Source organism: Bacillus sp. J14TS2 (assembly GCF_018333015.1).
Lineage (GTDB): Bacteria > Bacillota > Bacilli > Bacillales > Bacillaceae_C > Lederbergia.
Genome location: NZ_BORE01000001.1, coordinates 365605 through 380214, shown reverse-complemented (window position 1 = coordinate 380214; position 14610 = coordinate 365605). Strand labels below are relative to the sequence as shown.

The 14610-nt window shown below is 40.7% G+C and carries 8 protein-coding genes; all 8 read left to right on the top strand.

The annotated features are described in order from the left end of the window. Window positions 1–13 precede the first annotated feature (13 nt). The gene (locus KI375_RS01535; protein ID WP_212971781.1) at window positions 14–1204 is read left to right on the top strand and encodes a glycine C-acetyltransferase; all 1191 of its coding nucleotides are present in this window, start codon (window positions 14–16) and stop codon (window positions 1202–1204) included. A 27-nt stretch (window positions 1205–1231) separates the two neighbouring features. Further along, window positions 1232–2191 (top strand): L-threonine 3-dehydrogenase, encoded by a 960-nt coding sequence (locus KI375_RS01530; protein WP_212971780.1) that lies wholly within the window; start codon window positions 1232–1234, stop codon window positions 2189–2191. A gap of 475 nt (window positions 2192–2666) precedes the next feature. Then, window positions 2667–5357 (top strand): M60 family metallopeptidase, encoded by a 2691-nt coding sequence (locus KI375_RS01525; protein WP_212971779.1) that lies wholly within the window; start codon window positions 2667–2669, stop codon window positions 5355–5357. 111 nt (window positions 5358–5468) lie between these two features. Continuing rightward, window positions 5469–8960: a M60 family metallopeptidase gene (locus KI375_RS01520; RefSeq protein ID WP_212971778.1), complete on the top strand. Its 3492-nt coding sequence runs from the start codon at window positions 5469–5471 to the stop codon at window positions 8958–8960. Between the two features lie 91 nt (window positions 8961–9051). Beyond that, complete coding sequence (locus KI375_RS01515; RefSeq protein WP_212971777.1) at window positions 9052–12513, top strand: polysaccharide lyase family 8 super-sandwich domain-containing protein; 3462 nt, start codon at window positions 9052–9054, stop codon at window positions 12511–12513. A 37-nt stretch (window positions 12514–12550) separates the two neighbouring features. Continuing rightward, window positions 12551–13153, top strand: coding sequence for a hypothetical protein (locus tag KI375_RS01510; protein WP_212971776.1), 603 nt, complete (start codon window positions 12551–12553; stop codon window positions 13151–13153). A 20-nt stretch (window positions 13154–13173) separates the two neighbouring features. Continuing rightward, window positions 13174–13728 (top strand): signal peptidase I SipW, encoded by a 555-nt coding sequence (gene sipW, locus KI375_RS01505; RefSeq protein WP_212971775.1) that lies wholly within the window; start codon window positions 13174–13176, stop codon window positions 13726–13728. An 82-nt stretch (window positions 13729–13810) separates the two neighbouring features. Then, window positions 13811–14398, top strand: a complete 588-nt coding sequence (locus KI375_RS01500) for a CalY family protein (protein WP_207446505.1) — start codon at window positions 13811–13813, stop codon at window positions 14396–14398. The last annotated feature ends 212 nt before the right edge of the window (window positions 14399–14610 follow it).

Sequence of the window (14610 nt, the reverse complement as noted above, 5' to 3'; positions counted from 1 at the left end):
AGGAGGGATTGGCATGACGAGTCAGAACCTAAATCAATTTTTAACAAAGAATTTGGAAGAATTGCATGAACAAGGTCTCTATAACGAAATCGATGTTGTTGAGAGTCCGAATGGACCGATAATCCAACTTAATGGTAAAAAGTTAATCAATTTGTCCTCTAATAACTATTTAGGGCTTGCTACAGATGAACGTTTAAAGGAAGCAGCAATTGAAGCGATTAAAGAGTGGGGTGTTGGCGCAGGGGCTGTTCGGACCATTAATGGAACTTTAATGATTCATACGAAGCTGGAGGAAAGATTAGCTGCATTTAAAGGAACAGAAGCAACGATTGCGTATCAATCTGGATTTAACTGTAATATGGCAGCGATTTCAGCAGTAATGGATAAGCATGATGCGATATTATCTGATGAATTAAATCACGCTTCCATTATTGATGGATGCCGCTTATCAAAGGCAAAAATTATTCGAGTCAACCATTCAGATATGGACGATTTACGTCAAAAGGCAAGGGAAGCAAAGGAATCTGGTCAATATAATAAGATCATGGTTATTACAGACGGGGTCTTTTCTATGGACGGAGATATTGCCAAACTACCAGAGATTGTGAAGATTGCGGAAGAATATGATCTTATTACCTATGTTGATGATGCCCATGGATCAGGTGTACTTGGCGCTGGAGCTGGAACTGTTAAGCATTTTGGCTTACAAGAACAGGTCGATTTTCAAATGGGTACACTTTCAAAAGCGATTGGGGTGGTCGGCGGCTATGTAGCTGGAAAAAAAGAATTGATTGATTGGTTAAAGGTTCGTTCACGTCCTTTCTTGTTTTCTACAGCTGTTACCCCTGCAGATGCTGTTGCTGCTACAAAGGCGATTGAGGTATTAATGGATAGCAAAGAGTTAAATGAACGGCTGTGGGCAAACGGCGATTACCTGAAAAAGGGACTGAAGGATTTAGGCTTTGATATTGGGCATAGCGAAACACCTATTACTCCTTGTGTGATCGGGGATGAAAAAAGGACTCAGCAATTCAGTAAAAGACTTTTCGAAGAAGGGGTATATGCGAAATCGATTGTTTTTCCTACCGTTCCAAAAGGAACAGGTCGTGTTCGAAATATGCCAACAGCAGCTCACACAAAGGAAATGCTTGATCAGGCAATTGCGATTTATAAGCAGGTTGGAAAGGAAATGGGCATCATCTAAACGAACTCGCTCAGGGGGAAGTTTGCAATGAAAAAAATATTAGTCACAGGGGCACTTGGCCAAATAGGAACAGAGTTAGTCTTTTTCTTAAGAAATCTTTATGGAAAAAATAACGTGATTGCGACCGATATCCGCTACAATGAAACAAATATCGTGACAAACTCAGGACCATTTGCGATCTTAGATGTTACCGACGGAGAAAAAATGTTGCAAATAGCAAAACGCGAAAAAGTAGATGCTATCATCCATCTAGCGGCTATGCTATCGGCTGTTGCGGAACAGAAGCCACTTGCCGCATGGCATTTAAATATGAATGGCTTACTAAATGCGCTTGAAATAGCAAGAGAACTTGGTATTCAATTATTTACACCAAGCTCTATTGGCGCTTTTGGTTCCTCGACTCCAAAGGAACAGACTCCACAGGTTACCATTCAGCGCCCTGGAACAATGTATGGAATGAACAAAGTGGCGGGAGAACTATTATGTGATTATTATCATACGAAGTATGGAGTGGATACACGAGGTGTCCGTTTTCCTGGACTTATCTCCTTTATGGCACCTCCTGGGGGCGGCACAACTGATTATGCAGTGGATATTTATCATGCGGCCATTGAGAGAGGGAGATACGAGTCATTTATTGCAAAAGGTACCTATATGGATATGATGTATATGCCTGATGCTCTCCAAGGTGTTGTCCAGCTAATGGAGGCGAATCCCGAAAAATTAAAACATCGTAATGCCTATAATATCGCGGCAATGAGCCTTGAACCAGAGGAAATTGCGGAAGAGATTCGTAAGCATATTCCCGCCTTTGTGCTGGATTATAAAGTAGATCCAATGCGGCAAGCGATTGCTGAGAGTTGGCCGAACTCTGTTGATGATTCCGCAGCACGTGAAGAATGGGGTTTCTCTGCGGAATATAATTTGGAGATCACGACAGCTGATATGTTGGAGAAACTTCGTGGCACAAAAGCAAAGGCAAGATAGATTACACTGAAGGCTATTTGATGAAAGTAGAAGCAAATAGCCTTTAGGTCATTTTGCATAAAAGCATTAGTATTCATAGTTATTTACTCCTGTTTTCCCCTAATGGGATTGCAATCATACAAATATTAAAATATATTCTATGTAAGCGTTTTATAATAATGGAAAGGAGGAGTGTGTAAGGATTTTATTTTACCTGGTCATGACATCACAACATCATGTGAGTCAAAGTGAATCAACATTATTGCTTCTCTGGTTATGACATCATGTTTATTTTTATAGGATAATAAATTATAAAAATTTTCTTGAAAATTATTTAAGGCTGGGCAGTTGTTGTCCAGCTCCAGGCACCATCGGCTCTAGGTCAAATAACCTGAGCAAATGAAAGGCAAAGAACGCCTTTCTCTATCTCAGAACATTTGCTTGTCGAAGGTAGCGGGTGCCTTGCGCTTTTCTTATAATCATTGGAGGGGTTTTTTTGAGGAAAAAATGGATGAACATGATTTTAGCTGGGAGTTTAGTTGGGTGTATATCCCCACTCGTGATGTTAGATGCGAATGCCTCTACTCAAACATCCGCGAAAAAAGGCTCGATATCAGCAATCGAGATAGAACAGCTCCAAAAGGATCTTGACATATTTTATGATGGTTTGGATGGCTTTCCTGTTTATTCGAGTTCACATTCAGGTGGAATCAGTGCGATCGGTAACAATGCTTTTGTTGTTGCTGTTAATCCAGATTCTGTTCCTTTTGTTGGAGCGGCAAGATATGGGCAGGGAAAAGTAGTCGCTGCAGGTTTGAGTGAATACTTTGATTTTTCAACCACTGATGAGATTAGTACAAAGGTATTAAGCAATATTTTGAAATGGGTTACAGACATTGAGCATGAAAACCCCACATATTCAACCTATGCCCAAGCTTTAAAGGGAGAGGAAGAAATCAAGATTGTGACGAATCGAGAGATACCCGTGAATGAGGATTTACCCATTCAGATGGAATATGTGGCAGATTTTCTATCGGTAGACCTTGATCCGTTGGAACATCAAGTTGCCTTCGTTAATAACTTTCATCAGCCTCTCTCGGACGAAGAAGTCCAGGCTTTGCTACACTATGTTAGGGAAGGTGGAGCCGTCATCTTTGGCGAAAAGGGTTGGGTGATGGAAGGGCATCCTAAAGAATGGATGGCAAAGGAAAATAGCACCCCCAGACTTACAGATTATGGCATACAAACATTTCTAAATGAAGTAGGTCTTTCTCTCACAAATATTATTGCAACCACTAAGACAGAGACTTATCCAAAAATGAAAATAGAAAAAATCCAAAATTATTTTGTCCCAACTCTGATTGAGAATGCAAAGGCGATTGAAGAGGGAACCATGGATCCTAGCACTCTTAATATTGGTTCGGATGAAGCAAGCCCCGATAAAAAGAAGGAAATTATTGCTCAAGTTGTGAGTGCAACAATTGGTAGTTTGATAGAGGAACATCCTCTTCTTGAACAGATGAAAAATGACTTAACAGAATTTGAGGTCACATGGCCATTTGTAAAAAGTGATTATCCCTATTCTAGTTCGCTATTGGCCTATCAGGTCAGTGCTGCTTCTTTGGATGTTAATGGGGAAAAATCACCTTATGCTAATCACTTCCCTGGAGCCGTACCTCAAGATGCAGATATGATTGATAATAAAGAAGTTGTCGTTGATTTTGATTATGCTGATTTAAGTTATTTACGGATGGGCTATCCACCAGGAACTTGGATGAGTACAGAGCTCTATGCCCCAGCTGGGGAAATCATCACGATTGACGTGCCGGAAGGAGTCGAAGATTTGTATGTCCAAGTTGGTTCACATACCGATGTTTTAACTGGAAAACCAACATGGAGCCGGATGCCAGTCGTTGCTTTGCAGCAGAAGCTTGAGCCAGGGGAAAATCAGATTAAAAGTCCTTACGGTGGATTAATTTATCTCATTCCGAAAACGGCCAAGTCAGGATTTACAGCCCCAATCGAAATTAGCGGAGGTGTTTCCACTCCAACCTTTGTTAAGGGGGAAACGACAAATGAGGAATGGCATCGTACAGTCAAGAATAATCCAGCTCCATGGGGAGAAATAATTGGCGAACACGTAATTTTTACATTACCTAAAGAAACGCTGCTGGAATTAGAAAACCCTGCAGAAATAATTGAGCATTGGGATCAAGTAACGGCGAGTTATGATGAATTTGTTGGGATTGATCCAGCATTGCCGTTACCACATAAAGGATTGGACAGGCCGCATCGTTATGTTGCAGATGTACAAATCAGTGCTGGATATATGCATGCTGGATATCCAATTATGATTCCGATTGATCCAGCCGCCGCTCACGTAGTGGACCCTGAGCTAGCCTTGGAACGGGGATGGGGCTTCTGGCATGAAATGGGTCATGAGTATCAACAAAATTCCTGGAAATGGGGAGACCTTACTGAAGTTTCTGTTAATATTTATACCCTTTATATTCAAGAGAAGTTTACCGATGTACAAAGATTGATTGAGAAAAGTGAGGATGGGAAATCCCATTACGATCGTGCCTTGGAATTTGTTGCCGATCCTTCCACAACTAAAAAATACACAGATCTTGAACTGATGGATCAACTTGTTTTCTTTAAACAACTTCAGCTTGCCTTTGGCTGGGATTTCTATACAGATCTGCATATTGCTTATCGTGAAATGGACGAAAAGGAACTGCCATCAACAGATCAGGAGAAGAAAGATCTGCTTCTTTATATGACATCGAAGCAATCAGGTTACAACTTAGTTTCCCTTTTTCAAAAATGGGGTTGGAGTATTACGGATAATGGGCAAGCAAAAGTAGATGCCTTGGATTTACCGGATCCTGAAGTAGCGATTTGGGAATTACGAGAATCAAATGTTGAGGATGCTTCGGCCTCACTCCTTCTGGACATACTTGATTCCTATCAAGCAAACTTGCCTGAAAGAGTGTACCATCCATTATTCGTTCATCTGAAATCTGTGGAGCATTTCGAAGACAAGGGTGAGTCAGAAAAGGTAGTCAAACATATGGATGGCTTTAAGCAGGTATTAGATGACCAAAAGGAAAAAGAAGTTATTCCCGACTATGCTTATAATATTTTAAAAAGCAATGCGAATTCCTTGATTAAGAAATGGCAATAACTTGAGACTTCTATCAGCGGTGCTTCATCTCACACTTAAAAGTTCTATGAAGTCCCGTAGTCTTGAGATGAGGATTTTCTGAATAAAAAGTTATTGAAAAGGAGAAGAGGAATGGTTGTAAAAAGAATTACACAAGTTTGTCTTGTTTTCCTAATAATCAGTTCTGTTGCATTTTCCGTCAGTGCAGAAAAGCGGGAGCATGTAACAAAAAAGGTAGATTCTACACCGGATTCTCCTATCAAACTAACAGAAAATCTACAAGGGGATTTAGCGATGTTTTATCAGGATTTACAAGGAATGCCCGTTTATTCAGGTGGTGGGGTGGCAGCGATTGGAACAGAATCTTTCCCAGTTTTATCACCAGAAGCTATTTCAGCGGTTGCGGCCGCCCGCTATGGTAAAGGTCGTGTAGCTGTTACTGGAAGTAACCAGTATTTTGATCTATCCCAGCCTCATGAAAATGACAACGGAATTTTTGCTCGAAATATTCTATTGTGGCTAACGGATGAAGGGAGCGCGAACAATGGAGGTGGAGAGGGTTACACAAATCGCTATGAGGAGGCTCTTCGTTCAGGAGATAAGAAGATTAGGTTAGTAACAAATTTAACTAATTTTTCAGTGAACTCAGCTCTGCCGATAGAGGTAATAAAGGTAGATAATTGGACTTCAGCAAGTTTGGATCCCGAGAATGAGACGGTTGCCCTTATTGATGGTTCCATGATGGATGAGGATATCTCTACTCTAAATCAATATATTGAAAATGGGGGAGCGGCCGTCGTAGTTGAAAATGGAAGTTCTTTAGTAGGGATCACGAGAGATACTCTGCTTGAAAGAAGATTACTTGTTGGAAATTATAGGGGAGCAAGATTAGGCGAACATTTTGCTGTTCAAAAATTACTGAACCAAGTGGGTCTATCTTTATTAAATTCAGGAGTATCTGCTTATAATACGCCTACAGTCATGACAGAGGAAGAGGCTTATAATCACCACTTGCTCAACCGACTTCATGAAGCACAAGCATTAGAAAATGGCAGCATCGCGCTTGATGAGATCGAAATAGGAGAAGCTGATGCAGATGATAATCAGAAACAGAAATTATTGTCAGATGTGGTGATTGAAGCATTAGAAAGCCTGTCTTCTGAATCAGATCTGTATACGTGGGCGGCCCAAGAATCGGAAGAACTGGAGCCGGCAGCATTTCCGATGAAAAGGCAAGAGAATCCATACAAAAATGCTTTGTACAATTTCCAATTTAGTCATTTTACGCTTGATGAAGATAATACAAAGTCGCTTTACGCCGATGATTTTCCTGGTAAAGTCGCAGAGGATGCGAAGGTTATTAATGGAAGGGAAATCGAGGTTGACTTTGATTTCCCAGACACAATGTATACTCGGGCCTTACCAAACAAAAATTGGATAAGTACTGGATTGTATGCAGCCCCTGGAAAGGTAGTTGAGTTAGAAGTTCCTTCTGGTACGGAAAATCTAACGGTTCAAATTGGCTCACATGATGATGATCTCAGTGGCCTTGGTGAATGGAAACGAGCTCCACTTGTAGTTCATCATAAAAAACTTGATCAAGGTATTAACCGGGTCAATAGTCCATACGGTGGCATGATCTATCTGATCCCAATGAAACCGAAAGAAGATACACAAGTAAAAGTAAAAATAAGCGGTGCTATCCAAGCACCTTATTATGAATTAGGGAAAACAACGAAGGAAGAATGGGACCAGATGCAAAAGACTTTGTCTACACCATTTGCGGAATTAAAATCGGATCGTATTAATCTAGTGGTCCCCTCGAAAGTGATAGAGGATTTGGAAAATCCCGAAGAATTAATGAAGACTTGGGATTCAATTGTTTTACATTATGATGAGTTGGCTGGTCTATCTCCTGATAAAGCGATGCCGAATAAGGCCCATCGACTTCCTTATTATTATGTAACAGACCGGCAAATTAAAGGTGGAGCCATGCATGCGGGTTATCCGATTATGTTAACAGACAATCTTGCAGAACAATTGGTCGATGTTGACTATCTTACAACGAAAGCTTGGGGATTCTGGCATGAGTTGGGTCATGAATATGAGCAAAGACCATGGCTGTTTGGAGATGCCAATGAAGTTCTTACCAATATCTATTCATTATATATACAGGAACAATTCGGAAACCCGTCTGAGCTGCTTACCAAAACGGACGGGAAGGACTATTTTGAACGCGCATTTGATTATTTAAACAGTGAAAATCCTGGTAAGAAATACGGCGATAATGGCCACTATGAACAACTCGTTTTATTTAGCCAACTTCAGCTTGCTTTTGGCTGGGATCTGTTTACAGATTTACACACTCATTATCGTGAAATGGCTGACGACCAATTACCAAATACGAATCAAGAGAAAATTGATGAATTTGTCGTAGCAGCATCAAAATATTCTGGTCGCAATCTGCTTGCGTTTTTCGATAGATGGGTAATTGGTCATTCTGATGTTGCGGAGCAAAGAGTAGGGGAAATGAATCTGCCTGAACCAGAGATCGATATTTGGACATTGAGAACTTGGAATCCGGGAGAGGTTGCACCTACTGAAATCATTCTTGATCTCGATGAATTGCACCTTAATCGAACTGATTTAGGAGCAACAGTTCAAGCGAAAGTATTGCCTGAAAACGCGGTGAAAGACATCAAATGGACAAGCAGTGATTCAACTATTGCAACAGTAAGCAGCAATGGATATGTTTCGGCTATATCCGAAGGATCTGCAGTCATAACGGCGGAAAGTGTAAGGGATCCTAATATTAGTGCGGAAATAACGGTAACAGTTGAAGATATGGAGGGGCTTAACATCCCGATTGCTGATGCGTATGTCAAAGATGGAGGTTCAGCTAATACCAATTTTGGCAGTGATCCTTTGTTATCGGTCAAAAGTGATATAGCCGGATTTGCACGAAGATCATATCTGAAATTCAACACGGGTCAGATCGATCATGATCATGTTGAATCTGTTGTACTAAGGCTCTATGCGGAATCTGTCAATAGTGAACCAGAAAGAACAATCGACGTCTATATTACGGATCATCAATGGAATGAGTCATCCATCACGTGGAATAACGCACCTGAAGGCTCGGAACTATTAGCTAGTACCAGTGTTACGGAAGAAGGAGAATGGTACGAATTTGATTTGACAGAGTACTTTAAGTCAAATGAATTAAGTGAAACCGCTTCTTTTCTTATTATGAATCCTGGACCTCATTCACAGAAGAATGATGTTGCTTTTACATCAAGAGAAGGAGAGGGAAACAGCCCTGAACTGCTAGTTAAATTGGATCAAGAATCTGATCCCGTAGTGAGTGCTAAAAATATAAAAGAACTGGTGAGAGAATTAGAGAAATCCGGAGATTTTTCAAATGCCGATGCTCCTCACTCTTTAAATCTACATTTAACAGCTGTGAATCAATTTGAAGATCAAGAGAAAGGTAAAAAAGTGGTAAAGCATATGGAAAGCTTTATACAATTACTTGATAAGCAGCAGGAAAATAATTTGCTTTCTGGCCATGCTTACGATCTTTTGAAGTCCAACTCCGAGTCTTTAATTCAAAAATGGAGGTAAGGTTTTAAATTGGAACCCTGTGATAGCAAACTGATTCTATCACAGGGAGTTCCATTTTACTTTTGAAAAATAGGGATATGGGGTGCTGAATTTGAGAAAAGCATTTATCTTTATTCTGACTGTGGGGTTGGTTATAAGTATGTTTTTGCCAATGGACAAAATCCATGCTGCTGAAGGAGAAGAGGCAGAAACGCAAAGCTATGAGAAAATGCGATTGAAATGGTTTAATCGTTTGACGGGAAATGATCAGTTTAATCCGGATGATCCACATATAGCTGCATATGTTGAGAATTTAGTTTTAAAAGTGACAAACGCTCAGCAAACAGGCTATTGGGACACGCTGAATCGTTCCAAAGATCGTGATCACCTGTGGAATGATCTAACAAGTACGAGTGATTCAGCTGATGTCTCAAACAATTATTATCGTTTAAGGGACATGGCCTACGCTTATGTCATGAAAGGTTCTGAACTATATCAAAATAAGGAACTTCGTGAGGATATTATCAATGGGTTAGATTGGATGTATGCGAACCTCTACAACGAAAACCAGCCGCAATATGGAAACTGGTGGAACTGGGAAATTGGCGCTCCTGCAGCACTGAAGGATTTGTTGGTCTTGATGTATGACGATCTGACTGAATCGCAACAGGCGGACTATATCAAGGCGATTGACAATTTTGTACCGAATTCCACTGATCGGGTTCGTTTTCCAGGAGTGATAGAAACAGGAGCGAATCGGACGGATAAAGCGCTGATTGTAAGTGTTAGAGGAATCGTTGGAAAAAATGCTGATAAGATTGCTGAAGCTCGCGATGCGCTAAGTCGAGAATTTAAGTATACAACAAGTGGTGATGGGTTTTATCAGGATGGTTCCTTTATTCAACATGATCATGTCCCCTATACAGGAAGCTATGGCTCTGTATTAGTAGATGGACTTTCTAATCTATTGTACCTTTTACGAGAAACCCCATGGGAAGTCACCGATCCGAATGCTAGTAATGTCTATCATTGGGCAAAGGATTCCTTTGTACCTTTAATGTATAAAGGGGCGATGATGGATATGGTAAGGGGACGGGCTATTTCCAGGCAAAATTCCAGCGATCATACGACAGGGCGGACGATTACGCTAAGTCTCCTTCGTTTATCGGAAGGTCTTCCACCTGAGCAAGCCATGGAAATAAAAGGCATGGCGAAGGAATGGATTCAAGCGGATACAACCTTTAGTGACTATTTCGAAGGTCTTAATATTTATGATGTCATCCTTGCTAAAAACCTCATGAACGATGGCAGTATCGAACCACGCGGCGAAATTTCGCAGAATCAGATATTTGCAGCAATGGATCGGGTTGTTCATCACAGACCGGAATTTGCCTTTGGGGTAAGTATGTCGTCTAAACGGATTTCCAGTATGGAGATGGGGACACATAGTGGAGCTGAAAATACAAAAGGTTGGCATACGGGTTACGGAATGACCTATTTGTATAATAACGATCTTAAACAATACAGTAATGATTATTGGCCAACAGTTGACATGTTTCGTCTCGCTGGAACAACGACAGACGGAGCAAAGGGAAGTCCACTTGAATCATGGTCACCTTATTTTAGCTCAAAGACATGGGTGGGCGGTTCCAACATGGATGGGGTATTTGGAGCTGCGGGAATGGAGTTTGATCTTGAGAATAGCACGCTAACAGGTAAAAAATCCTGGTTTATGTTTGATGATGAAATTATTGCAGTAGGTTCAGGGATTACGGGAAATGATGACCGAAAGGCAGAAACGATTATTGAAAATCGACAGTTGCAGGATAATGGTGAGAATCGCTTGATTGTAAATGGAGAAACAAAATCAAAAAAATCTGGATGGCAGGAAACAATGGATCAAGTCAAGTGGGCTCATTTACAAGGGAATGTAGCCAATTCAGACATTGGTTATTTCTTTCCTGAAAATTCCACAGTTTCCGCTTTACGTGAGGCGAGAACTGGTTCTTGGTCTGATATTAATGTTGATGGTTCCAAAGATCCGATAACGCGACATTATCTAAGTCTAGCTTTTGATCATGGAGTGAATCCTGATGGAGCTGATTATGAGTATGTCTTACTTCCGGGAAAAAGTTCAGAAGAAACAAAGCAATATGCGAAAAACGCGGATATTACGATTCTTGAAAACAGTGTAAAAGCGCATGCAGTAAAAAAAGACAAACTAGGTATTTTGGCAGCAAACTTTTTCGAATCTACTCCACATAATGTTGATTTTATCCGTTCATACGGGCTTGCTTCGGTCATAGTACAGGAAACGGGAGATGAATTAACCTTATCGGTATCAGATCCGACACAAACCCAAAGTAAAATCAAACTGGATCTAGGCAAAGTTAGTCGAGAGGTTATCAGTCAAGATGATACGATCAAGGTGTCGGATCAGGAAACGTATACGGAAGTGGAAGTAAATGTATCTGGTTCAATAGGGAAAACACATACGCTGAAATTAAAAATTGATGAAAATGCTGGAGAGCTTCCTGAAGAGATTTTACCTGCTGAAATTGTTCTTGATCAGGACGAATTACATCTTAACTCTAAAAACTTAGGTGTGGCGGTTCACGCACAAGTATTACCAGAAAATACGTGGATAAAAGAAATCAAATGGTCAAGCAGTGATCCCTCCATTGCTACGGTAAATGATAATGGATATGTATCGGCAGTATCAGAGGGGACCGCGATTATAACAGCAGAAAGCATTAGAGATTCCAATATAAGAGCACAATTATCGGTAAAAGTTGAAGAAATGGAAGGGTTTCATATTCCATTTGCAGATGCTTATGTACAAAGTGGAGGGTCTGCAAATACAAATTTTGGAAGCGCTCCTTCATTAGTTGTCAAAAGTGATGTATCTGGTTATGGACGCAAATCATATTTGAAATTCGATGTGGGTCAGATCGAGCGTGATAAGCTTGAATCTGTTGTTTTGAGATTATATGCAAACGGCGTCAATAGTGACCCAGAGAGGACAATCAACCTTTATGCAACGGATCATCAATGGGAGGAGTCCGGCATCACATGGAATAACGCTCCTGAGGAGTCAGAACTTCTATCTAGTGTTACCGTTACAAAGGCAGAGGAATGGTACGAATTTGATTTGACAGAGTATTTTAAGGTAAATGAAGTAGGTGAGATTATCTCCTTCCTTGCCATGAACCCGGGGCCAAATACACAGAAAAACGATGTTTCTTTTACCTCAAGGGAAGGAGATGAGAACAAGCCACAACTCATTGTCAGCTCGATTCAAGAACCTGTGGCAAGTGCTTCCAGTATAAAACGTTTAGTTGAGCAATTGGCAGAGAAAGGGGAATTTGCAGATGATCAAGTTCCTTATACGTTAAAGCAACATTTAACAGCAGTGGCTCATTTTGAAGAACAAGAGAAAGCAGCCAAAGTGGTCAAGCATATGACTAGCTTTAAGCTTTTGCTCGATCAATATAAAGAAGAAAAGCAGTTATCGGAAAATGCCAATCATCTTCTTATAAAAAATGCCAATCGTCTAATAGCTGAATGGCAATAAAGAAATTCACAACGACATGATGGAGGGAGGAAGAGGAATGAGGGACGGAAAGATAACAAGGAAGGAGCAAAATGGTCAGAAAACTGGAATGAGTTTTTTTATAAAGTTGCTCGCATTACTTTATTTGTTCTTTTTGAATGTTTCGCTCCTTACGACTCTGACGAAGGCCTCTTTTCATGACATTGTGAACATGGAAGGCAATCTCTCAGCTGATGTGTCATTTTCAGATCAAGAGGATGCAGAACATGAACAAGAAAGCAAAGAGGTAGACAGTCACGATTCATATACGGAAAAGAACAAGGAAATAGATGAAGATGAAAAAGAGGCTGATTCAAATTCTGTAGGTGATCGTGTTGATGAAGAGACGGAGTCTGAAAGTGGTGAGGGTAGCAATCAATCTACTAATCTTGAAAACATAGAGGAGCAGGAGTCACCGCCGAATGATCCGAAATCTTCCGATGAGGGTGCGAACCCGTCATCGACCGACTCGACGTCAAAACCCGAATCAACGTCAAAACTCGATTCGGAGGACTTGAACTCCACGTCCAACAGCGAAGATTCGCTGCCAAATGATTCGAAGTCAACACCGGATACTGAGGTAGACAATGAGGATTTAGAATTGGAGCTCAACAATAAATAGCATTGGAGTGATGGGGAAGAATGAAAAAAATCCTCAAATGGTTGAATCAAATTGTGAGTATTCTATTGATCGTGCTACTCATAAGCATGGTCTTTATCATCATCGCCTCTAGATCTGCCGGAGGAGAACCAAGCATGTTTGGCTATCAATTGAAAGCGGTGTTATCTGGTTCTATGGAGCCAGAATTAAAGACAGGATCAATTATTTTGGTTCAACAAACGGAAGATACGACAAATTTTGCAAAAAACGATGTCATTACATTTCGCACAAACGAGAACATCCTGATTACCCACAGAGTCATCGAAGTGGAAAATAATGGGGAACAATATCTTACCCAAGGTGATGCGAACAACGCACCGGATGTCGAACCTGTAATGGCCCAAAATGTGGTAGGGAAATATTCAGGATTCACCGTTCCGTATGTTGGTTATGTCTTGCAATTTATGAATACAAAACAAGGAGCGGTTTTACTCTTAATGATTCCGGGGCTCCTGTTCCTAGGACATGCCTTTTTCACAATCTGGCGTGCTCTTAAATCAATTGAAACAGTAAAAAAGCCATCTTTAGAAGAATAATCGTTACAGTATTTACTTAGTGGTAGGCACATCCCTTATTCAGGGGATGTTCATATAAATAAACAAGGGGAGGAAAATGGAGATGGATATTAAAAAACAGTTAGGTATGGGATTAATGTCAGCAGTACTTGGGGTTACATTATTAGCGGGGGGCACATACGCTTATTTTAGCGACAGTGTAGAGACGAATAATACATTTGCGGCGGGAACTTTGGATCTTGCAGTAGCTCCTACGGAAATTATTAATGTCGATGAGATGAAGCCTGGGGACTCCTTCATTCGTGACTTCGAATTGCAAAATAACGGTACACTTGATATTGGAAAAGTTTTGCTTGAAACCGACTATGCAGTTGATGATGCACAAGGAGATAACACGGAAGACTTTGGCGAACACATCCAGGTGGAGTTTTTATATAATGCGGACAAGCTAGACGAGGTCATTTATGAAACGACTTTAGCCGAGTTGAAGGATATGAAACCTGAAGCTGTGAATGAACATGTCTTTTACCCAATATTGGGTGAGAAAGGCTTGCCTGTTGGTGATATTGATGATCTTGTGGTGAAATTCAACTTTATAGATAATGGAGAAGACCAAAACCAATTCCAAGGGGACTCTATTAATCTGACTTGGACATTCAATGCTCAGCAATCAGAGGGAGAACAAAGATAATGTAAAGGATAAAGTGAAACTTCATTCAGTGTGGGTTTTTCCATCCCCACTGAATGTTAAGGACAAAGACTAAATTCGCAACATTCTGTTGGCAGACTCAAACGCGACGTTCTGACGCTTCGTCTGCACTAGTACAACCTATACGTCGCTACGCTCTTTGTGACCTGCGTTCTGCAGGCCTGAACCAAAAGTGCCTGGTTCCTCTAGTCAGT

Excerpts from the sequence above, each read along its gene's own strand:
- KI375_RS01535 (WP_212971781.1), top strand. The coding sequence starts at position 14 with ATGACGAGTCAGAACCTAAATCAATTTTTAACAAAGAATTTGGAAGAA.
- KI375_RS01530 (WP_212971780.1), top strand. The coding sequence starts at position 1,232 with ATGAAAAAAATATTAGTCACAGGGGCACTTGGCCAAATAGGAACAGAG.
- KI375_RS01520 (WP_212971778.1), top strand. The coding sequence starts at position 5,469 with ATGGTTGTAAAAAGAATTACACAAGTTTGTCTTGTTTTCCTAATAATC.
- KI375_RS01510 (WP_212971776.1), top strand. The coding sequence starts at position 12,551 with ATGAGGGACGGAAAGATAACAAGGAAGGAGCAAAATGGTCAGAAAACT.
- sipW (WP_212971775.1), top strand. The coding sequence starts at position 13,174 with ATGAAAAAAATCCTCAAATGGTTGAATCAAATTGTGAGTATTCTATTG.
- KI375_RS01500 (WP_207446505.1), top strand. The coding sequence starts at position 13,811 with ATGGATATTAAAAAACAGTTAGGTATGGGATTAATGTCAGCAGTACTT.